This window comes from Paracoccus sp. R86501, assembly GCF_042466435.1.
Taxonomy (GTDB): domain Bacteria; phylum Pseudomonadota; class Alphaproteobacteria; order Rhodobacterales; family Rhodobacteraceae; genus Paracoccus.
Genome location: NZ_JAXHPZ010000001.1, coordinates 1388303 through 1408032, shown reverse-complemented (window position 1 = coordinate 1408032; position 19730 = coordinate 1388303). Strand labels below are relative to the sequence as shown.

21 protein-coding genes and 2 tRNA genes are annotated in these 19730 nt (G+C 63.2%); 13 read left to right on the top strand and 10 right to left on the bottom strand.

Features of this window, described 5'->3' with window-relative positions:
- Window positions 1-45 precede the first annotated feature (45 nt).
- The 3 genes from SJY40_RS06860 to tyrS all read right to left on the bottom strand — a co-directional run bounded on the left by SJY40_RS06860 (window position 46) and on the right by tyrS (window position 2163).
- Window positions 46-477, bottom strand: coding sequence for a hypothetical protein (locus SJY40_RS06860; protein ID WP_378944202.1), 432 nt, complete (start codon window positions 475-477; stop codon window positions 46-48).
- Window positions 478-640: 163 nt separating this feature from the next.
- Window positions 641-793, bottom strand: a complete 153-nt coding sequence (locus SJY40_RS06855; RefSeq protein ID WP_378944199.1) for a hypothetical protein — start codon at window positions 791-793, stop codon at window positions 641-643.
- A gap of 113 nt (window positions 794-906) precedes the next feature.
- Window positions 907-2163, bottom strand: a complete 1257-nt coding sequence (gene tyrS, locus SJY40_RS06850; protein ID WP_378944196.1) for a tyrosine--tRNA ligase — start codon at window positions 2161-2163, stop codon at window positions 907-909.
- 60 nt (window positions 2164-2223) lie between these two features.
- On the opposite strand from tyrS, the gene SJY40_RS06845 reads away from it, so the two are divergent.
- From SJY40_RS06845 to SJY40_RS06825, 5 genes are all read left to right on the top strand, one after another.
- Window positions 2224-3321 carry an anhydro-N-acetylmuramic acid kinase gene (locus SJY40_RS06845; RefSeq protein ID WP_378944193.1) on the top strand — a complete coding sequence of 366 codons (1098 nt, stop codon included), beginning with the start codon at window positions 2224-2226 and terminating at the stop codon, window positions 3319-3321.
- Window positions 3322-3392: 71 nt separating this feature from the next.
- Complete coding sequence (locus tag SJY40_RS06840; protein ID WP_378944191.1) at window positions 3393-4655, top strand: PRC-barrel domain-containing protein; 1263 nt, start codon at window positions 3393-3395, stop codon at window positions 4653-4655.
- Between the two features lie 145 nt (window positions 4656-4800).
- A tRNA-Asp gene (locus tag SJY40_RS06835) sits at window positions 4801-4877 on the top strand.
- Window positions 4878-4904: 27 nt separating this feature from the next.
- A tRNA-Asp gene (locus tag SJY40_RS06830) sits at window positions 4905-4981 on the top strand.
- Window positions 4982-5091: 110 nt separating this feature from the next.
- On the top strand, window positions 5092-6357 hold the full coding sequence (locus SJY40_RS06825) for a glutamate-5-semialdehyde dehydrogenase (protein WP_378944188.1): 1266 nt from the start codon (window positions 5092-5094) through the stop codon (window positions 6355-6357).
- 15 nt (window positions 6358-6372) lie between these two features.
- Here the strand turns inward: SJY40_RS06825 and SJY40_RS06820 are convergent, their stop codons facing one another.
- A complete protein-coding gene (locus SJY40_RS06820; protein WP_378944185.1) occupies window positions 6373-6996 on the bottom strand; it encodes a histidine phosphotransferase family protein in 624 nt (207 codons plus the stop codon).
- 38 nt (window positions 6997-7034) lie between these two features.
- Between SJY40_RS06820 and SJY40_RS06815 the strand changes: the two genes are divergently transcribed.
- The 4 genes from SJY40_RS06815 to SJY40_RS06800 all read left to right on the top strand — a co-directional run bounded on the left by SJY40_RS06815 (window position 7035) and on the right by SJY40_RS06800 (window position 11339).
- The gene (locus SJY40_RS06815) at window positions 7035-7214 is read left to right on the top strand and encodes a DUF3553 domain-containing protein (protein WP_378944182.1); all 180 of its coding nucleotides are present in this window, start codon (window positions 7035-7037) and stop codon (window positions 7212-7214) included.
- 143 nt (window positions 7215-7357) lie between these two features.
- Entirely contained in the window at window positions 7358-8143 is a 786-nt protein-coding gene (locus SJY40_RS06810) for a GNAT family N-acetyltransferase (RefSeq protein WP_378944179.1), read from the top strand.
- Window positions 8140-8955, top strand: coding sequence for a lysophospholipid acyltransferase family protein (locus tag SJY40_RS06805; RefSeq protein ID WP_378944177.1), 816 nt, complete (start codon window positions 8140-8142; stop codon window positions 8953-8955). Before SJY40_RS06810 ends, SJY40_RS06805 begins: the two co-directional genes overlap by 4 nt.
- A gap of 119 nt (window positions 8956-9074) precedes the next feature.
- Window positions 9075-11339, top strand: a complete 2265-nt coding sequence (locus SJY40_RS06800) for an adenosylcobalamin-dependent ribonucleoside-diphosphate reductase (RefSeq protein ID WP_378944175.1) — start codon at window positions 9075-9077, stop codon at window positions 11337-11339.
- A 166-nt stretch (window positions 11340-11505) separates the two neighbouring features.
- On the opposite strand, the gene SJY40_RS06795 is transcribed toward SJY40_RS06800, so the two are convergent.
- Entirely contained in the window at window positions 11506-12069 is a 564-nt protein-coding gene (locus SJY40_RS06795) for a carboxymuconolactone decarboxylase family protein (RefSeq protein ID WP_378948303.1), read from the bottom strand.
- Between the two features lie 133 nt (window positions 12070-12202).
- On the opposite strand from SJY40_RS06795, the gene SJY40_RS06790 reads away from it, so the two are divergent.
- Entirely contained in the window at window positions 12203-12835 is a 633-nt protein-coding gene (locus SJY40_RS06790) for a TetR/AcrR family transcriptional regulator (RefSeq protein ID WP_378944172.1), read from the top strand.
- Here the strand turns inward: SJY40_RS06790 and SJY40_RS06785 are convergent.
- From SJY40_RS06785 to SJY40_RS06770, 4 genes are all read right to left on the bottom strand, one after another.
- The gene (locus SJY40_RS06785) at window positions 12787-14070 is read right to left on the bottom strand and encodes a TRAP transporter large permease (RefSeq protein ID WP_378944169.1); all 1284 of its coding nucleotides are present in this window, start codon (window positions 14068-14070) and stop codon (window positions 12787-12789) included. The two genes, SJY40_RS06790 and SJY40_RS06785, sit on opposite strands and share 49 nt — an antisense overlap.
- Entirely contained in the window at window positions 14070-14609 is a 540-nt protein-coding gene (locus SJY40_RS06780) for a TRAP transporter small permease (protein WP_378944166.1), read from the bottom strand. The genes SJY40_RS06785 and SJY40_RS06780 overlap by 1 nt, the downstream gene beginning before the upstream one ends.
- A 51-nt stretch (window positions 14610-14660) precedes the next feature.
- Window positions 14661-15647: a TRAP transporter substrate-binding protein gene (locus SJY40_RS06775; RefSeq protein WP_378944163.1), complete on the bottom strand. Its 987-nt coding sequence runs from the start codon at window positions 15645-15647 to the stop codon at window positions 14661-14663.
- Between the two features lie 146 nt (window positions 15648-15793).
- Window positions 15794-16480: a GntR family transcriptional regulator gene (locus tag SJY40_RS06770; RefSeq protein ID WP_378944160.1), complete on the bottom strand. Its 687-nt coding sequence runs from the start codon at window positions 16478-16480 to the stop codon at window positions 15794-15796.
- Window positions 16481-16723: 243 nt separating this feature from the next.
- On the opposite strand from SJY40_RS06770, the gene SJY40_RS06765 reads away from it, so the two are divergent.
- Window positions 16724-17467 carry an SDR family NAD(P)-dependent oxidoreductase gene (locus tag SJY40_RS06765; protein ID WP_378944157.1) on the top strand — a complete coding sequence of 248 codons (744 nt, stop codon included), beginning with the start codon at window positions 16724-16726 and terminating at the stop codon, window positions 17465-17467.
- A gap of 51 nt (window positions 17468-17518) precedes the next feature.
- Here SJY40_RS06765 and SJY40_RS06760 read toward each other — a convergent pair whose 3' ends face one another.
- Window positions 17519-18697, bottom strand: a complete 1179-nt coding sequence (locus SJY40_RS06760; protein WP_378944154.1) for an MFS transporter — start codon at window positions 18695-18697, stop codon at window positions 17519-17521.
- Window positions 18698-18790: 93 nt separating this feature from the next.
- Between SJY40_RS06760 and SJY40_RS06755 the strand changes: the two genes are divergently transcribed.
- Window positions 18791-18928: a LysR family transcriptional regulator gene (locus SJY40_RS06755; protein ID WP_378944151.1), complete on the top strand. Its 138-nt coding sequence runs from the start codon at window positions 18791-18793 to the stop codon at window positions 18926-18928.
- 42 nt (window positions 18929-18970) lie between these two features.
- A complete protein-coding gene (locus SJY40_RS06750) occupies window positions 18971-19672 on the top strand; it encodes a substrate binding domain-containing protein (RefSeq protein ID WP_378944149.1) in 702 nt (233 codons plus the stop codon).
- Window positions 19673-19730: the final 58 nt, after the last annotated feature.

Genomic DNA, 19730 nt, shown 5'->3' with positions numbered 1-19730 from the left:
GGGCCAAGCCGTTCCGGCGATAGACAAAAAGCAATACGCGTGGTCTCAGCCGCCGAAAATGTTCAGCATGTTGGTGATTGCCAGAATTCTTTGCGTATTGCTGTCCACGCGATAGACATCGGAGCCCTTGCGGTAATAGTCCCATCCGCGGTTCCGCTCCAACCCAAGCGATCCGGGGTCGCGGACGCGCTCGAACCCGCTGTCGGAAAAGCGGTCGCCGACGCGCATGCGGTGGGCACCGTCGCGGTCGCGGCCGCGCTTGTGGTCACGGTCACGGTCATGGTCCGCATCGCGGTGCTTGGCCTTGTCGTGACCCAGTGCCAGATGACGGCCGTTGTCGTCTTTGTCCTTATGGCCCTGGCTGTGAACCGGGCGTTTCTCTCCGTGATCGTCATGCTTCTTGTCGGCCAGTGCAGGGGTGGCGGCGATCATGGCGATCGTCGACAGCGCGGCGATCATATTGGTGCGAAATTTCATCGTGTTCATCCATCTTCAGATTGCCGCCATGAACGCCCCTGGCGGTGCTTGCGCAACATGCTGGGCGATCACGTTAACTTTGGCATTTCGCGATGGGCGAAGATGCGCCGACATGCGAAGGGGCCCCGTGGGGCCCCTTGGTCGTCACGATGGCGGCCTGCGATCAGGCGGCCTTGCGGGCGTCCAGTTCGCTGACGACATAGCGCGGCGCTTCTTCACGGACATAGTATCCGTACATCTGTTCCAAAACGGCTTCGGCTTCGATGCTGCGCTTGCGGTCTTCGATGCTCAGCGGCTTCTGTTGGGTCTTGGTCATGATTCCGTATCCTAGGGTTGGGTTTTCCTGCCCCGGACATCAGATATTGATTGATCGGTCAAAAGACCACCGCTCTGACGCAGGGTCAAAGCGGTGGATCTGTCAAGTTTACGTCAATTTGCAGGGGCTTCCAGACGCAGCATGCGGTGCTTCTTCTTCCCGACGGACACCTTGATGCCCGCTTCCAGCGCCGCGGCCTGCACCGTGGTCTGGGGATCGGTAACGGCTTCGTTGTCCATGCGCAGACCACCTTCGGCGATCAGGCGCTTGGCCTCCTTGCCCGATCCGACGATGCCCGATTGCACCAGCGCCTGAATGACCGTCAGGCCATCGGTGGCGGTTCCGGCGGGCAGCAGCGCCACCTCGAGGTCGCCACCGGCACCGCCCTGTTCAAAGACCTGACGGGCGGTCGCTTCGGCGCTGGCGGCGGCATCGGCGCCATGCAGCAGGGTCGTGACCTCATTCGCCAGCAGGATCTTGGCGTCGTTGATCTGCGACCCCTGCAACGCGCCAAGGCGGTCGCATTCGTCTACCGGCAGTTCGGTGTAAAGCTTAAGGAAACGCCCCACGTCGGCATCGGTGGTGTTGCGCCAGAACTGCCAGAATTCATAGGGCGACAGCATCGCGCCGTTCAGCCAGACCGCGCCGCCCTGCGACTTGCCCATCTTGCGGCCGTCGCTGGTCGCCAGCAGGGGCGAGGTCAGCCCGAACAGCGGCTTGTCGTCCACACGCCGCGTCAGGTCGATGCCGTTGATGATGTTGCCCCATTGGTCCGACCCGCCCATCTGCAACTGACAGCCATAACGGCGGTTCAGTTCCAGGAAGTCGTAGGCCTGCAGAATCATATAGTTGAATTCCAGGAAGGACAGCGACTGTTCGCGGTCCAGACGGGATTTCACGGATTCGAAGGACAGCATCCGGTTGACGCTGAAATGCCGCCCGATGTCGCGCAGGAAGGTCAGATAGTTCAGCCCGTCCAGCCATTCGGCGTTGTTCAGCATCTGCGCGCCGTCATGGCCGTAATCCAGATAGCGGGCAAAGACCTGCTGCATCCCGTCGATGTTCGACTGGATCGCAGCATCGTCCAGCAGCGGGCGTTCGTCGCTGCGGAAGGACGGATCGCCGACCTTGGTGGTGCCGCCCCCCATCAGGGTGATGGGTCGGTTGCCGGTCTTCTGGAACCAGCGCAGCATCATGACATTCAGCAGGTGGCCGACATGCAGGCTGGCTGCCGTCGCGTCATAGCCGATATAGGCGGTGACCGGCCCGGCAAGCAGTGCCTTGTCCAAAGCCTCGTAATCCGTGCAATCGGCCAGATAGCCGCGCTCGGTCATCACGCGCAGGAAGTCGGATTTGGGCTGATAGGTCATGGGCTTCATCCTTTTGAACGCTCGCGATATACAGGCTGCGGCAATAAAGGAAAAGGCGCGATGATCCGGGCTTTGGGGATGATGTCGGGAACCTCGCTTGACGGGGTCAACGCGGCGATGATCGAAACGGACGGCGAAAAGATCGGCGGCTTCGGCGACAGCGCCTTCCGCGCGTTTTCCGACAACGAGGCCGCCGTCCTGCACGCGGCGCTTGGGTCGTGGCAGGACGCGCCCTGCGTGCCGGAAGCCGCGCGTCTGGTGCAGGACAGCCACGCCGATCTGGCGCGCCGCTTTCCGCAGGCGCAGGTCGTAGGCTTTCACGGGCAGACGCTGGCGCATGATCCGCGCGGCCGCGGCACACATCAGGCCGGCAGCGGTGTTGAACTGGCCCGCGCCATCGACCGTCCCGTAGTCTGGGATTTCCGCAGCGAAGATGTCCGTCAGGGGGGCGAAGGCGCGCCGCTGGTGCCTTTCTTCCATTGGGCCTGCGCGGAATGGGCGGTGGGGCAGGGGCATCTGCCCGCGGCGCCCGTAGCGTTTCTGAACCTTGGTGGTGTCGGCAATATCAGTTGGGTCGATCCGACGGCGTCCGCGCCGCATCTGGACAGCGCCTGCGTGGCCTTCGATACTGGTCCCGCGAATGCGCCGCTGAACGACCTGATGCGCGAACGTCTGCACCGGACGCGGGACGAAGGCGGCGCATTGGCCACCAGCGGTCAGGCGGACCGCGCAATTCTGGCCGATTTTCTGGCGCATCCCTATTTCGCACGACCTGCGCCAAAATCGCTGGATCGCGACCAATTCGCGGGGCTGGCCGATGCGGTCAGGTCGCTTGAGGTCGCAGATGCCGCAGCGACGCTGGTGGCGGCCATGTCGGGGTCGGTGGCATCGGGCATGCAATGGCTGCCGCGCGGCTGTTCGCAGGTGCTGGTCTGCGGCGGCGGGCGCCATAATGTCGCCATGATGGCCGCGCTGAACCACGATCTGGGCATCCCGGTCCGACCGGTTGAAACCATCGGTCTGGATGGGGACATGCTGGAGGCGCAGGCCTTCGGCTGGATGGCGGTCCGGGTGATGCGGGGGCTGCCTGTCTCGGGTCCGATGACGACGGGCGCACCGGCACCGGTCTGCGGCGGGCGCATCAGCCACCCAAGATAAGGAACCCTTGCCGATCCTTGGCGGTTGGGACGGGAATGCCTTCGGGCACCCGTATCATCAAGGAGGATATGATGGTCAGACATCTGTTGGGAACCGCCGCCGCCGTCGCACTGCTGAGCGGCCCCGCATTCGCGCAGGACTCCGAGGAGGGCGCCGAACAGGGCGCGATGACCGTCGAGCAATGTGCCCCCGCCGTTACCGTGACGCAGACGCCACCCACCGTGACCGTGACCATGCCCGATGAAGAGGGCGGAGAGCCGACCGTCACCGTCACGCAAGCCCCCCCGGAAGTGACCGTCGAGAACTGCGCCCCCAAGATCATGGGCCCTGACGGAGAAGAAATGCAGGCTGAGGTGACCGAAGCCGAAGCCGATGTCACAATCAACGCCCCCGAGACTGCCGAACTCAAGGTCGAGCGGATGGGTGCCGAAACGGGTGAGGCCGAGTCAACCGAGCCCGCAACCGAAGACGCAACGGCCGAAGAATCTGCGGCTGAAGAAGCCCCCGTAGATCAGCCTGCCGCAGATGAGGCAGGTGCTGATGAGGAAGCCGCAGCCGAACCGGTCGCTGCCGAGGATGACGCCGCGGACGAACCAATGGCCGAAGAAGCCCCGACTGACGGACAGCCCGAGGCCGAGGCCGACGAGCAGCCTGCTGAAGAAATAGCCGAGGAACCGGCCGCTGATGAGCCGCAGGCAGAAGCAGGTGATGAGCCTGCCGAAGACGAAGCCAAGGACCAGATGGGTGAGGCCCCTGAAGCCGAAGAAGCCGCCGAAGTCGAAACCGGCGACGACATGACCGCGCCTGTCCAAGGCGGTGATGCGGAAACCGCCACCGAGGCGCAGACCGAACCGACCGAAGCAATGCCTGCTGCCGATCCGATGGCGAACGAGCCCGAGGGTGATGACGCCGCCGCCGACGAACCGATGAAAACCGAAGCAGTCGACCCCGAAGCCAGCGATGAAGCTGCTGCCGATCAGGCCGCTGCGGATGTCGCCCCCAGCTCGGGCGAGGTCGAGGCCAGCGTCAATGCGATTGCTCTGCGCGAAGGCAGCACCTTGGTCGATGCGGATGAGGTGATGGCCGAAGGCATGGACGGCACGCCGGTCTATAGCTCGGACGATGAAGAGGTCGGCGAGATCTCGATGTTCGACGCGGAAAACCAGGCGGCGATCATCGGTGTCGGTGGTTTCTTGGGGCTTGGCGAAAAGGACGTCGCCCTGCCGCTGGCCGATCTGTCGTTCCAGAAGGACGGGGACGGCGAACTGCACGCCTATATCGCAACGCCTTCGGACGAGATCGAAGCGCTGCCGGAACATGAAGCCAGCGAATAATTCGACAATTCCTTTCGAAATATCAACGTCTTCAAAATAATTACGGATATTTCAGAAAAACTTCACGGGCGGCCTTGACGGGGTCGCCCGCTGTCAGTAGACACCGCCTTACTCCAGAGGACGAACGCTGGAGTGAATGAGTTGGGCGGTTGTAGCTCAGTTGGTTAGAGTACCGGCCTGTCACGCCGGGGGTCGCGGGTTCGAGCCCCGTCAACCGCGCCACAACTCATTTGTCGTCCGAAGATATGCGCGGTTGTAGCTCAGTTGGTTAGAGTACCGGCCTGTCACGCCGGGGGTCGCGGGTTCGAGCCCCGTCAACCGCGCCATTTCTTCACCTTTCCCCAAAGTCACGATAGACCGCTTGGAAGACCACCCCCGCGGGGGTGCAGCTTTCGGGCTGCATGGTTTTCACGCGCGATCGCGCAGGGGGATGATGATGACTGACATGGCACAGGCGCAGCAACTGATCGACGGTCTTGGCACGGCGGCCCGCAAGGCTGCGGTCGAACTGGCTCAGGCACCTGCACCAGCCAAGCGCGCTGCGCTGCTGGCCGCCGCCGATGCCGTCATTGCCAACACCGACACGATTCTGGCAGCCAACGAACAGGACCTGCAGTTTGGCCGCGACAAGGGCCTCAGCGACGCGATGATGGACCGGCTGCGGCTGGACCCCGCGCGTCTGCAGGCGATTGCCCAGGGTTTGCGCGACGTGGCCGCACAGGATGATCCGGTGGGGCAGGTGATCACCGAATGGGACCGGCCCTCGGGGCTGCATATCCAGCGGGTGCGCACGCCCATCGGCGTCATCGGCGTCATCTATGAAAGCCGTCCGAACGTGACGGCGGATGCGGGGGCGCTGGCGCTGAAATCCGGCAATGCGGTCATCTTGCGCGGCGGGTCCGAAAGCCTGAACTCTAGCACGGCAATCCATGCCTGCATGGTCGAGGGGCTACGCGCGGCCGGTCTGCCCGAGGCGGCGATCCAGATGGTGCCCACGCGCGACCGCGCGGCTGTCAGCGCCATGCTGGGCGCGCAGGGGCTGATCGATGTGATCATCCCGCGTGGTGGCAAGGGGCTGGTCGGTCTGGTTCAGCGCGAAGCCCGTGTGCCGGTGTTTGCGCATCTGGAAGGTATCTGTCACGTCTATGCCGATGGCGCCGCCGATCTGGAAAAGGCGCGTCGCGTGGTGCTGAACGCCAAGACCCGCCGCACCGGCATTTGCGGATCGGCGGAATGCCTGCTGATCGACCGTGCGTTCTATGCAGCCCACGGCGCCGTGCTGATCGAGGATCTGCTGAAAGCAGGCGTCGAGGTCCGTGCCGAAGGTGAATTGGCGCAGATCCCTGGTACCGTGCCCGCCAAGCCCGATGATCTCGGGCGCGAGTTTCTGGACATGATCATCGCCGCCAAGCTGGTGGACGGGGTCGATGGGGCCATTGCCCATATCCGCCAATACGGCAGCCAGCACACCGAATCGATCCTGACGAAGGATGATGCGGTGGCGGGACGCTTTTTCGCGGGTCTCGACAGCGCGATCCTGATGCGCAACGCCTCGACCCAGTTTGCGGATGGGGCGGAATTCGGCATGGGCGCCGAAATCGGCATCGCCACGGGCAAGATGCATGCCCGCGGGCCGGTTGGGGCCGAACAGCTGACCAGCTTCAAATATCTGGTCACCGGTGACGGCACGATCCGCGATTGACGCGGCGCGGCGGGATCAAAAGCTGATCTCGCCGCCCTTGTCGTCGAATTCATGGGTCAGGCGTTTGCCTGCGGAATGCGCGGCCTCGGCCAGCATGGCGAAATGCACCTCGGATGCGGCGGGGGTGCGGGCCGAACCACCGTCCAGCCATGCCCACAGATCGGGGTCCAGCCGCGCGCGGTCGCAATCGGCCACCAGCCGCCAGCCGGGCGCATTGCGCAGCACCATCACGCGCCCGCCCCAAGGCATCGCGCTTTCCAGACACATCAGCGCCAGCATGACCAGCCTGATCTCGGTTCGGGCGAAATCGCCCTCGGCGTCCAGCGTGATGGTCAGGCGACCTTGCGCGGCCACCCCGTCCAGCAAGCGCGACAGTTCGGCGCGGGGGATGCGCTGATCACCCGACGCCATGCCGAATGCCATGCGATAGCCCTGAATGCGCGACCGTGCGGCAGCGACGGCCTCGGCGATCAGGCGCATTTCCGGGGATCGGGCGATGTCGGGGAAATCCGGCGACATCTCAAGCAGTTCGACCCCGTTTCCGATGGCCCCCAAAGGTGACACCAGGTCGTGGCAAAGGCGCGAACCCAGCAAGGCGGCCAGATCGCCCGCAGCGATCCGCGTTGTATCGACCGTCATGATTGTCTATCTTCCTTGTATCTGAAGGAGTTGTCCTGGTGAATGAAATACTGGAACCCGGCATGATCGTGCGTCACCCCGGCGCACCCGAATGGGGCGAGGGGCAGGTCCAGTCCCGCATCGGCGACCGCATCACCGTCAACTTTGCCGAAGCCGGCAAGCAGGTGATCGACGGCAAGCGCGTCCAGTTGGACATCGTGCGGTTCAGCGGGATCTGATCTTGTCTCATGGGGAAACCCTGCAACCTTGGGTTGCGTGACGCAAGCGTAACCTTGCCTTCGGGTGTGATCGATGGGCTGCCATGTTGCAATGATGCCCCGCGTTTCCTAGACAGGCGCAACCCTATGAGAGCCGAGGCCCCGTGAACCGCGCCGAACCGTCCTTCTTCCAGATACGTCTTGCGGAAACCTCGCGGGACCTGCTGGCCGCACAACGCCTGCGTTATCGCGTCTTCGTCGAGGAACTTGGCGGCACCGGTCCGATGGTCGATCACGACGCCCGGCTGGAGCGGGACGAGTTCGATCCGGTCGTGGATCACCTCTGTCTGGTCGATACCCGCCGCAGCGAAGAGGATCTGGATCACGTCGTCGGCGTCTATCGTCTGCTGACCAGCGATCAGGCGCAGGACTTTGGCCGCTTCTATTGCGATACTGAATACGACTTGACGCCCCTGCGCGACAGCGGCCGCCCGTTGTTGGAGCTGGGCCGGTCCTGTGTCCACGCCGATTATCGCGGTGGTTCGGCCATGTTCCTGATGTGGAACGCACTGTCCGATTACGTGCTGGAGAAGAAGAGCGAAATCCTGTTCGGCGTCGCCAGCTTTCACGGCACCGACGTGCCGATGCTGGCGCCCTCGCTCAGCTGGCTGCACCACAATCACCTTGCGCCGCCCGATCTGCGCGCCCGTGCGCAGCCTTCCGGTTTCGTCGATATGAACCTGATCGCTCCGGACCGACTGGACCGCCGCGAGGCGATGGTCGGCATGCCGGCGCTGATCAAGGCCTATCTGCGGGTCGGCGGCCTGGTGGGCGAGGGTGCCTTCGTCGATCGCGCCTTCAACACCACCGATGTGTTCCTGATGATGGATACCTCGTTGATGTCACCGCGCCACAAACAGTTCTATGAAAGCCGTCGGCAGGCGTCATGACGCAGGCGACCTGGCGCGACAGTCCGCCCCGACCCTTGCCCGGACCGCAGGGGCTGCGCGCGTGGGCGCGCGTCCTGCGCCGGATCCTGCCCGCCGTGCTGGTGCTGCTGGTTGGGGTGATCGTCCTGCTGCCCCTGCGCGGGGTTGAGCGATTGATCCACGGCATGCGCCGCCCCTGGACCGGCCCGCATGTGCAGATGGTCTGCCGCCTTGTCCTGATCTGTTTTGGCATCCGCTGGTCGCGCCGGGGCCAACCCATGCGCGGGCCGGGAGCGATCGTGGCCAATCACTCCAGCTGGTTGGATATTTTGGTGATGAATGCCGCCATGCCGGTGTTCTTCGTCAGCAAGTCCGAGGTTGCCAGCTGGCCCGGCATCAACATCCTGACGCGCGTGACGAACACGCATTTCGTCATCCGCGACCCGCGTCTGGCCCGTCAGCAGGCGGGCGAATTTGCCGCACGGGTGCGGGCCGGTCATCGGCTGTTGTTCTTTCCCGAAGGCACCTCGTCGGACGGTCAGCGGGTGCTGCCCTTCAAGGCGACGCTGTTTCAGGGCTTCCTTGCCGACGATCTGCCAAGGGATCTGGCCATCCAGCCGATGACCGCGATATATCGCGCGCCTGAAGGCGAGGATCCGCGATTCTATGGCTGGTGGGCAGACATGGATCTGGGGTCGCATCTGCTGAACGTGCTTGCAGTCAAGCGGCAGGGATCGGTGATCGTGCAATTGTGTGATTCGATTCCGGTGGCGGGCGAAACGCGAAAATCCTTATCTGCCAAGGCTGAAGAAGCAGTGCGTGGCGGGCGTTAAAAAAACTTAGCTTGTCAACCGATCTCTGCTGTTGAGTTCGCTAAATCTCGGGTCTAAAGACCTTCCAAATACTACCATATGTAGTGCAAATATACACTCGAACATCAAAGGATGCCCCGATGACCCGCTTTGCCGCGCCGATCGCCGAACAGATCTGGGATATGAAGTACCGGATGAAAGACGCCGATGGGCAGGCGGTCGACGGCTCGGTCGAGGACAGTTGGCGTCGCGTCGCGCGCGATCTGGCGCGCGTGGAAAAAGAACCGGCGAAGTGGGAAGACAAGTTCTTCTCGGCGCTGGAGGACTTCAAGTATCTGCCCGCTGGCCGCATTCTGGCAGGTGCCGGAACGGGTCGTTCGGTCACGCTGTTCAACTGCTTTGTCATGGGCACGATTCCGGACAGCATGTCGGGCATTTTCGACATGCTGAAGGAAGCCGCGCTGACCATGCAGCAGGGTGGCGGTATCGGTTATGACTTCAGCACGGTCCGTCCGCGCGGCGCGGCAGTCAAGGGCGTGGCGGCCGACGCCAGCGGTCCGCTGTCCTTCATGGATGTTTGGGACGCGATGTGCCGGACCATCATGTCGGCAGGTTCGCGCCGCGGGGCCATGATGGCCACGATGCGTTGCGATCACCCCGACGTCGAGCATTTCATCGAGGCCAAGCAGGACAGCGCCCGTCTGCGCATGTTCAACCTGTCGGTTCTGGTCACCGACGACTTCATGGATGCCGTGCGCGCCGATGCGCCGTGGGAACTGAAGTTCGACGGCAAGGTGTACCGCACGGTTCAGGCACTGGACCTGTGGAATCGGATCATGAAGGCGACCTATGACTATGCCGAGCCGGGCGTCATCTTCATCGACCGCATCAACAAGTCGAACAACCTGAACTATGTCGAGACGATCTGCGCGACCAACCCTTGTGGGGAACAGCCGCTGCCGCCCTATGGCGCATGTCTGCTGGGTTCGATCAATCTGGCGCGTCTGGTCACCGATCCCTTCACCGACGCGGCCCAGATGGACCCCGAGGCGCTGGACGATCTGGTCCGCACCGCGATCCGCATGATGGACAACGTCGTCGATGCGTCGAAATTCCCGCTGGACGCGCAGGCCGAAGAAGCCCGCAACAAGCGCCGCATCGGTCTGGGCGTCACCGGTCTGGCCGACGCGCTGCTGATGCTGGGCCTGCGTTACGGCGCCGAGGATGCCGTCGCACAGACCGGCGTCTGGATGAAGGCGATCGCACGTTCCGCCTATCTGGCGTCCGTGGATCTGGCCAAGGAAAAGGGCGCGTTCCCGCTGTTCGACGCGAAGAAGTATCTGGCCTCGGGCTTCATGTCCAAGATGGACAAGGACGTCCGCGACGCCATCGCCAAGCATGGCATCCGCAACGCGCTGCTGACCTCGATCGCGCCGACCGGCACCATCAGCCTCTATGCAGGCAACGTCTCCTCGGGGATCGAGCCGGTCTTCGCCTATGCCTATACCCGCAAGGTCCTGCAGAAGGACGGCTCGCGGACCGAGGAAGAGGTCGTCGATTACGCCGTCCAGATGTGGCGCGACCTGAAGGGTGATGCCGAACTGCCCGATTACTTCGTGAACGCCCAGACCCTGGCCCCCAAGGATCACGTCGCCATGCAGGCGGCCGCGCAGGAATGGGTCAACAGCTCGATTTCCAAGACTATCAACTGCCCCGAGGATATCAGCTTCGAAGAATTCAAGGACGTCTACATGTCGGCTTGGGATCTGGGCTGCAAGGGCTGCACGACCTATCGTCCGAACGACGTCACGGGTTCGGTCCTGTCGGTCAGCGAAAAGACCGAAGAGGCCCCCGAGGCCGATACCGGCGCCGATGTCGTCTATCTGACCGAGCCGCTGGACCGTCCCGCCGCGTTGGAAGGCGCGACCTACAAGCTGAAGTGGCCGGGGTCGGAACACGCGATCTATATCACGATCAACGACATCGTTCAGGCCAACAACCGTCGCCCGTTCGAGATCTTCATCAACTCGAAGAACATGGAGCATTACGCCTGGACCGTCGCACTGACGCGCATGGTGTCGGCCGTCTTCCGTCGCGGTGGCGATGTGTCCTTCGTGGTCGAAGAGCTGAAGGCCGTCTTCGATCCGCGCGGTGGTGCATGGATGCAGGGTCGCTATGTGCCCTCGATCCTGGCGGCCATCGGCGGCGTGATCGAACGTCACCTGATCGAAACCGGCTTCCTGGCTGGCGAAGGTCTGGGCCTGAAGACCGACCCCAAGGCCGAAGTCATGGCCGTGGGCGAGGCTCCGCGCGGTCCGTCCTGCCCCAGCTGCGGCCAGTTCGGCATGCGGATGGTCGAAGGCTGCATGACCTGCCCCAGCTGCGGCCATTCGAAGTGCGGCTGAGCTGAACATCAGACAGCATCGCCTTGATCGCGATCTGGAACGGCCTCGGGGTGAACCCCCGGGGCCGTTTTTTGCAATGGGGCGTGGGTCGTTACCTGCGTCGCCCGTGAAAAAGCGGCAGGGCCATGCCCCGCCGCCGTGTTAACACTTAAGACTTTGGTCCCGATCAGCGATCGGCCTTGGGGGTCCAGGCGAATTGCTGCATCGGTGCATCCACCGGCGTCTCGGCAAGGTGGTTGGTATAATTGCTCATGACCTTCTGGGCCAGGCCCAGCACGATTTCCAGCACCTGCCGCTCGCCGTAGCCGGCCGCATAGAAGGCGTTCAGATCGGCCTCGGTCGGGTTGCCGCGGCTGTCTGCCATCTTCAGCGTGAAGGTCCGAAGGGCTTCCAGCTTGTCGGTGGGCAGCGGCGTCTCATCGCGCAGGGCGTTGGTGATCTGGTCGTCCACCTTCATCATCTTGGCGATGCCGGTATGGGCCGGAACGCAATAGTGGCACTGGTGATAAACGTTGATCGACTGCCAGACCACGGTCTTTTCATCGGCGTCGAACGAGGTTTCCTCGGCAAACAGACGGTGTAGCACCTGGTATCCGTCCAGCAGCGACGGCGCTTGGGCCATGACGGCGTGCAGGCCGGGCAGGCGACCGAAAGCGGCCTTGGACTTTTCGATCAGCGGCACTGCGGCGGCGGGGGCATTGCTTTCGTCGAGACGTTCGAATTTGGACATCATGTGGCCTTTCCTTTGGTGATGCGCCCAATCTGGCCATTCTTGAGCGATTGCTCAAGGCGTAATTTGAGCGATCGCTCAAACTTTTCGTGATACCATTGCACCTTTGTCCCATCGCGCTTTAAATCGGGGTATGGCACGCACCGCTTCATATGACCGCGAAGCCGCACTGGAAGCGGCGATGACCCTGTTCTGGGCGAAGGGCTATCACGCCACCTCGCTGAAGGATCTGGAGGGGGTGCTGGCGATGAAGCCCGGTTCGATCTATGCAGCCTTCCACAGCAAGGAGGCGTTGTTTCGCGCCACGCTGGATCGCTATGCCGGTCGCATGACCGCCGAGATGCAGGCGATGATCGAGACCAGCCCGTCGCCCCTTGCGGCATTGCAACGACATCTTGAAGGGCTGGCGGATCTGGCGCCCTGCAACCGCCCCTCGACGGCCTGCATGCTGGTGAAATCACTGCTGGAAGTGCCGCAGGAGGGCGATCTGCGCAGCTTTATCACCGCGCATCTGGACCGGGTCGAACAGGTGATCGGTTCGGCGCTGCGTGCGGCGCAGGACAAGGGCGAACTGCCGGCGTCCGTCGATACCGCGCGGCTGGCCCACCGCGTCCAGACCTATATCTTCGGGCTGAAGGTGCAGGCGCAGCGCGAGACCGATCCGCAGCGCATGCACGATCTGTGCCAGGACCTCGCCGCCGAGATCGGCCGCCTGCCTCAGTCCAGCAGCACCGACGGCAACCACAGCGAGACGGCGGGGACATAGGTCACCAGCATCAGCGCGACGAAGATCGCCAAGTAGAAGGGCCAGATCGACTTCAGCGCCTGCTCCATCTTGATGCGGCCGACCGCGCAGCCGACGAAGAGGCAGGTGCCCACGGGCGGCGTGCATAGCCCGATGCCGAGGTTGATCAGCAGCATGATGCCGAACTGCGTCGGGTCCATGCCAAGCCCCTTGGCGATGGGCAGGAAGATCGGCGTGCAGATCAGGATCAGCGCCGCCATGTCCATGATCATCCCCAGCAGCAGCAGGATCACGTTGATCATCAGCAGGATGATGATCGGATTATCCGAGATGGTGACCAGCAGGTTCGAAAGCTGTTCGGGCACCTGATACAGCGCCAGAAGATAGGCGAAGGAACTGGCGAATGCGATCAGGATCATCACCATCGCCGTGGTCCGGACTGCGCCGGTGACCGCCTGCAGGAAGGCCTTGAAGGTCAGGCTTCGGTAATAGAACACCGTCAACAACAGTGCATAGATCGCGCCGAACGCGCCGGATTCGGTGACGGTGAAGATCCCCGACAGGGTGCCGCCGACGATGATCACCGCCGTCATGAAACCGGGCATGGCGTCGATGGCGGAATGGCCGACGGCTTTCCAGCCGGGGAAGGGCTCGGACGGATAGTTGTGCTTGATCGACATGATATAGGCCGCAACCGCCAGGCAGATGCACATCAGCATGCCGGGCACGACACCCGCCAGAAACAGACCCGAAATCGAGATCCCGCCCCCCGCCGCAACGGCATAGATGATCATGTTGTGGCTGGGCGGGATGACGATGCCAGCGATCGAACTGGTGACCGTGACGTTCACCGCGAAATCGGGGCGATAGCCGCGTTCCTTCATCACCGGCACTAGAAGTGACCCCAAGGCCGAGATGTCGGCCACGGCTGACCCCGATATCCCACCGAACAGCATTGACGAGAAGATGTTGACCATCGCCAGCCCGCCCTTCAGGTGCCCGACCAGCGCCGAGGCCAGCCGGACAAGACGCCGGGCGATACCGCCGTGCAGCATGATCTCGCCCGCGAAGATGAAGAAGGGGATCGCCAGCAGTGAAAAGACCGACACGCCTGCGGTAGCCCGCTGGAAGGTGATGACGGCGGGAAAACCTTCGAAGGCGAAGGCCGAGGCGGCTGCCAGGCCCATAGCGAAGGCCACCGGCATGCCGACGACGACACCGAAGGCAAAGATGCCAAGAAGAAGCGCCAGTCCCATCAGATCACCTCTTGATCAAGCGGATCGTCCAAGGGCGACCATGCCCCGAAACGCCAGATACGCAGAACGCCGCGCAGGCCCGCGAACAGCACCATCAGACCACCGAGGCTGGTGATCGCGGCCGTGCGGACGGCCTCGGGCAGGCCCAGCATCGGCAGTACGGTATCCATTCCGAAGGCCATCAGCTGCAGTCCGGCCAACAGGATCAGCACGCCGAACCCCGCCAGCACGATGTCGATCCCGATCATCACCAGCTTCTGCAGCGTCACGGGCAGCATGTCGCGAAACAGCGTCACGCCGATATGGGTGTCTTCGCGCACGCCTGCGGCGGCACCCAGAAAGGCGATATAGCAGATCAGCAGCAGCGCCAACTGTTCGACCCAGGTGGGCGTCACGTTCAGCACATAGCGGCCGAACACCAGCCAGCCGAAGGTCACGATCAGCACGACCAGGGCCACCGAGGCCACGCCCATGCACAGCATCCGAACAAGGTTCAGGCCCTGTTCGATCCGCCGATAGAGGATCGGTTCGTTTGTCATCATCGGGTCTTTCGAAAGGCGGGGACCGCGCGGCGCGGCCCCCTTGTGGCCTTACTGGGCGTTGCGGATCAGATCGACCAGTTCGGACAGATCCGGGTTCGCCTGCAGGAACGTGTCATAGACGGGGGCCATGGCCTGCTGGAAGGGGGCCTTGTCGTTGACGGTGTTCACCTCGGTGCCGCCCGCCTTGACGGTTTCCAGACTGGCAGCCTCGCGTTCGGCCCAGAGTTCGCGCTGATGATCGGCGCTGGCGCGGCCCGCGGCCATGACGATGTCCTGATGTTCCGGGCTTAGCTTGTCCCAGGTCTTCAGCGACATGCACAGGCATTCGGGAATGATCAGGTGTTCGGTCAGCGACAGATACTTGGCGACCTCGTAATGGTTGGTCGATTCATAGCTGGGCGGGTTGTTTTCTGCCCCGTCAACGACGCCGGTCTTCAGTGACTGATAGACCTCGGCAAAGGCCATGGGGGTGGCATTGCCGTCCATCGCCGAGATCATGTTGACGAAAAGATCGTTCGACATGACGCGCATCTTCAGGCCCTCGACATCGGCAGGCGTGTTGATCGGGCGGACCGAGTTGTAGAAACTGCGCGCCCCGGCGGCATACCAGCCAAGCGCCTTGATGCCCTTGGCCTCCATGCCGGCACCGATGGCATCACCGACCTCGCCGTCCATCAGGCGGTACATCTCGGGGACCGAGGCAAAGATGAAGGGCAGGGAGACGACGTTGGTTTCGGGCACGACAGGCCCCATCGGCCCAAGGCTGAATTCACCAAAGTCCAGCGCGCCAAGGCGTATCTGCTGGATGGCATCGGGCTGATCGCCCAAGACACCGTTGTGGAAGACCTTGCCCGTGACTTCGCCGCCGGTCTTTTCGTTGATCTCGTTAACGAAGGATTCCATCGCGATCGACACGGGGTAATCTTCGACATGGATGTTCCAGCCGCGCAGGTTCTGCGCCGAAGCGGCCGTGGCAAGCCCTGCGGACAAGGCGACGATGGCGGTGGTGCGGGTGATACGAGCGAGCATGGTCATGCGGTTCCTCCCTGAATGACAACGGCCGGGCGTCTCCTCAAACGTCCGAAGCTGGGGAACAGCATGGTGGCGTTTAATCTTGGATACAAGATGATTCGTGACGGGTCAGTTCGGGGTGCCCATTCTGGCAGTTCCGGCATATTTCGTCAGGAACGGTCGTCTTCGAAATAGGCGGCGCTGTTCACGCGAATGGCGGCGATGGTTTCGTCAAGGCGCGACAGGTGCAGCATCCCGGCGCTGGCGGCCGCTTCGGGGTCGTTCGCCTTGATCGCGGTGGCGATGGCCTCGTGGTCGGCAATCAGCTCCGGCATGCGCCGTTCCTTGGCCAGACCCAGAATGCACAGTCGATCGACTTTGGCCTTTTCCGCACGGATCACGTCGAAGGCATAGGGCACACAGCCGATCCTGCAGATCTGGTCGTGAAAATCGTAATCAAGATCGCCAAAGCCGATGTGATCGTTCTGGACTAGGGCCTTGTGTTGCATGGCGATGCAGGCATCCAACTGATAACCATCGGCTTTCCCGCATTTCTTCGCAGCTTCCCGCAGGGCGGCAGCCTCGACCGCGGCGCGGACGAAGCGGCTTTTCTCTATCGCCAGCGCCGAGAATTTGCGAACTTCGGTGGCCTTCTTGGGCCGGACAAGGATCAACTCCATCGCCTCGAGGCGGCGGAAGGCGTCGCGGACAGGTTGGCGGGACACACCAAAGCGTTCGGCAATATCGGGTTCCGAAATGCGCGTGCCCGGCAGCATGCGCAGGGACGTGATCTCGGCATAGAGGAAATCGACGATCTCATCGACGATGCCGCGCTTGTCCTGGGTCTGGGTGGTCATCTTGATCATGCGCGTTCCTCCGGGTGGGGGTGTTATAGTCTGCTTGTGGGACGTACTGCCAGTCAATCATCGGGCTGGGGGAATGCACGGGGTCCGAAGTGTCGGCCGTCTGGGATACTAACTTGGATACAAGAATTGACGATGGGGGTAAACTGGCACATATTCACATCCGGACCGACGGGTGGGTCCGGTCGGGATGCCGCCCGTCGTGATCCCGACGCCACGAATTGAAAAGGAAGCAACATGCGACTTCAGGGACAAACCGCGATCGTGACCGGGGGTGGGCGTGACATCGGCGCGGCCTGCGCCATCAAGCTGGCCGCCGAGGGTGCCAATGTCGTCATCAACTATCACGCCTCGGCGGAGGGTGCCGAAAAGGTCGTGGCGCAGATTAAGGGCGCAGGCGGCAACGCCGTTGCCGTTCAGGGTGACCTGACGGATCCGGCGCAGGTTGACAAGCTGGTGCAGACTGCGGTCGATACCTTCGGCGGACTGCATGTGCTGGTGAACAATTCGGGCGGTCTGGTGGCGCGCAATTCGCTGCGCGAGATGGATATGACGCATTGGAACAAGGTCATGGAACTGAACCTGACCAGCGTCTTTTTGATGACCAAGGCCGCCGTGGCGCAGATGGACAAGGGTGCCATCGTCAACATCGCCAGCCAGGCCGCACGCGATGGTGGCGGGGCGGGATCGGCTGCCTATGCGGCCTCCAAGGGGGCGGTGATGACCCTGACGCGCAGTCTGGCCAAGGAGCTGGGCCCCGATATACGCGTCAACGGGCTGTGCCCCGGCATGGTCGATACCGATTTCCACAATATCTTCACGCCGGATCAGGCCCGTCGCGGGTTCGAGGCCGCAGCCCCTGTCAAGCGTCAGGGCGTCCCCGATGATATCGCCAATGCGGTGGCGTTCCTTGCCTCGGACGACAGCGCCTTCATGACCGGCGTCAATATCGATATCAACGGCGGCATGCTGTTCAGCTGACCCGATTGCCCTGCCATATGTTGGCAGGGCAATGCTTTGATCGACGGGCGGTCATTCCGCCGCCAGGGGATGTGCCGCGTGGTCAAGCTGTCCTGCCAGCCGGATCAGCAGCACCGCGACCGCCACGACCCCTGCTGCAAGGAAGGGCGTCGCGCCCAAGCCGACGGTCTGGACCGCGATGCCACCCGCCCATGCCCCGAAGGCGATGCCCAGATTGAAGGCTCCGATATTCAGCCCCGAGGCGACATCGACCGCGTCCGGCGCGACCTGCCGCGCGATCTGCACGGTATAGGCCTGCAATGGCGGCACATTGGCAAAGGCGAAGCCGCCCCAGACCGCGATGACGATGATAGCAGCTATGGGCGATGTCAGGGTCAGGCCCAGTGCCAGCAGCACTGCGGTCAACCCGACGAAGATCACCGTCAGTGCGGGCACCGCGCCCATGCGATCGGCCAGCTTGCCGCCGACCACATTGCCCACCGCGACCGAGGCACCATAGAGCAGGATCACCAGACTGACCGCCCCTGCGCCGAACCCGGTTACTTGGGTCAGCATCGGGGCCAGATAGGTGAAGGCGATGAAGTTGCCGCCGTATCCAATGGCGGTGATCAGATAGACCAGCAGCAGGCGGGGCGAGGTCAGGACGCGCAGCTGTGCCTTTAGACCCGGCGCGACCCCTTGGCTCAGATCGCCGGGGATCAGCAGAGCCGAGGCGATCAGTCCGATCAGACCCAGCCCGACGACGCCAAGGAAGGTCGCCTGCCAGCCGAAGCTTTGGCCGATCCAAGTCCCCAAGGGCACGCCGGTGACCAGTGCCACCGTCAGTCCAAGAAACACCAGCGCGATAGCCGAGCTTTCCTTGTCACGCGCCACAAGGCTGGTGGCGATGGTCGATGCGATGGCGAAGAAGACGCCATGGGCCAATCCGGTCAGGAACCGTGCAATGATCAGGCTGTCGTAGCCGGGCGCGAAAGCCGCGAAGGCGTTACCGGCGATGAAAAGCACCAGCAGCATCAGCAGCAGCCGCTTGCGGGGCATGGCTCCGGCCAGTGCGGTCAGGATGGGCGCGCCAATGGTCACGCCAAGCGCATAGAGGCTGACCAGCAGTCCCGCCGACGGCAGCGTGACACCCAGATCTACGGCGATTGTGGGCAACAGACCGACGATCACGAACTCGGTCGTGCCGACGGCAAAGGCGCTGATGGTCAGCGCCAGAAGGGCAAGGGGCATGGGAAACTCCTGTGGGTTTTCACTTTCCCGCCCCAGATGGCAGCGCTAGGCTTTTGCGTGAACGGACAGCTTGGCAAAGGATCATTGCGCCAGATGCACGAATTGCCCCAGACACGCGATCTTGCCGCCTTCGTCGCCGTAGTTCAGGACGGCGGCTTTGCCGAGGCGGGGCGGCGGCTTGGGGTGGCGCCATCGACGCTCAGCCGGACGGTGACGCGGCTGGAAGGGTAGCTGGGCGTTGCCCTGCTGCGCCGCACGACGCGGCTGATCGAGATGACCCCCGAGGGCCGCGACCTGCTGGAGGCCGCGCGCGACATCCTGGAACGCACCGAAGCCCTGGCCGAGCTGGCGTCGAACAGCCGCAGCCCGCAGGGGCCGTTGCGGGTGAACGCGCCGGTACCCTTCGTGCTGCACGTGCTGGCACCGCGCCTTGAGCAGTTCCGCCGGGCCTATCCGCAGGTCGATCTGACGCTGGAGATGACCGACACCCCGGTTGATCTGATCGGCGCCCATGCCGATGTCGCGATCCGCTTCGGCCCGCTGCCCGACAGTGCCATGCTGCGGCGCAGGCTGGGGCGCGCCCCTTGGCGGCTGGTGGCGGCGCCCGCCTATCTGGACCGCATGGGCTGGCCCGAGACGCCCGCCGATCTGGCCCGGCTGGAACAGGTGCGGTTTCAGGCCCCCGATCACATCAATACCCTGCGCTTTCGCGGTCTTCCCGAGCCAGTCATCCTGCGCACCGCCGTCACGGCGGGCAATGGCGAGGCCGTGCGCCAACTGGTGCTGGGCGGCATGGGCGTGGCGCGCTTTTCGCAGTTCATGGTCGCCGAGGATCTGAAGGCGGGTCGGCTGGTCCCCTTGTTTACAGACGACCTGCTGGCCGACCCCTTGGATGTCACCGCGCTGTATCTGACGCGCAGTTCGGGCCTGCGGCGGCTGGCCGTTTTTCTGGACTGGCTGGAAGGCATCATCTGACAGGGGCGAACATGAAAAATGCCCGGTCTTTCGACCGGGCATTTCAGGTTCTCAGTGC

Coding starts and splice junctions, on each gene's coding strand:
- SJY40_RS06860 (WP_378944202.1), bottom strand. CDS start 477: ATGAAATTTCGCACCAATATGATCGCCGCGCTGTCGACGATCGCCATG.
- SJY40_RS06855 (WP_378944199.1), bottom strand. CDS start 793: ATGACCAAGACCCAACAGAAGCCGCTGAGCATCGAAGACCGCAAGCGC.
- tyrS (WP_378944196.1), bottom strand. CDS start 2,163: ATGACCTATCAGCCCAAATCCGACTTCCTGCGCGTGATGACCGAGCGC.
- SJY40_RS06845 (WP_378944193.1), top strand. CDS start 2,224: ATGATCCGGGCTTTGGGGATGATGTCGGGAACCTCGCTTGACGGGGTC.
- SJY40_RS06840 (WP_378944191.1), top strand. CDS start 3,393: ATGGTCAGACATCTGTTGGGAACCGCCGCCGCCGTCGCACTGCTGAGC.
- SJY40_RS06825 (WP_378944188.1), top strand. CDS start 5,092: ATGACTGACATGGCACAGGCGCAGCAACTGATCGACGGTCTTGGCACG.
- SJY40_RS06820 (WP_378944185.1), bottom strand. CDS start 6,996: ATGACGGTCGATACAACGCGGATCGCTGCGGGCGATCTGGCCGCCTTG.
- SJY40_RS06805 (WP_378944177.1), top strand. CDS start 8,140: ATGACGCAGGCGACCTGGCGCGACAGTCCGCCCCGACCCTTGCCCGGA.
- SJY40_RS06800 (WP_378944175.1), top strand. CDS start 9,075: ATGACCCGCTTTGCCGCGCCGATCGCCGAACAGATCTGGGATATGAAG.
- SJY40_RS06795 (WP_378948303.1), bottom strand. CDS start 12,069: ATGTCCAAATTCGAACGTCTCGACGAAAGCAATGCCCCCGCCGCCGCA.
- SJY40_RS06790 (WP_378944172.1), top strand. CDS start 12,203: ATGGCACGCACCGCTTCATATGACCGCGAAGCCGCACTGGAAGCGGCG.
- SJY40_RS06785 (WP_378944169.1), bottom strand. CDS start 14,070: ATGGGACTGGCGCTTCTTCTTGGCATCTTTGCCTTCGGTGTCGTCGTC.
- SJY40_RS06780 (WP_378944166.1), bottom strand. CDS start 14,609: ATGACAAACGAACCGATCCTCTATCGGCGGATCGAACAGGGCCTGAAC.
- SJY40_RS06775 (WP_378944163.1), bottom strand. CDS start 15,647: ATGACCATGCTCGCTCGTATCACCCGCACCACCGCCATCGTCGCCTTG.
- SJY40_RS06770 (WP_378944160.1), bottom strand. CDS start 16,480: ATGACCACCCAGACCCAGGACAAGCGCGGCATCGTCGATGAGATCGTC.
- SJY40_RS06765 (WP_378944157.1), top strand. CDS start 16,724: ATGCGACTTCAGGGACAAACCGCGATCGTGACCGGGGGTGGGCGTGAC.
- SJY40_RS06760 (WP_378944154.1), bottom strand. CDS start 18,697: ATGCCCCTTGCCCTTCTGGCGCTGACCATCAGCGCCTTTGCCGTCGGC.
- SJY40_RS06755 (WP_378944151.1), top strand. CDS start 18,791: ATGCACGAATTGCCCCAGACACGCGATCTTGCCGCCTTCGTCGCCGTA.
- SJY40_RS06750 (WP_378944149.1), top strand. CDS start 18,971: ATGACCCCCGAGGGCCGCGACCTGCTGGAGGCCGCGCGCGACATCCTG.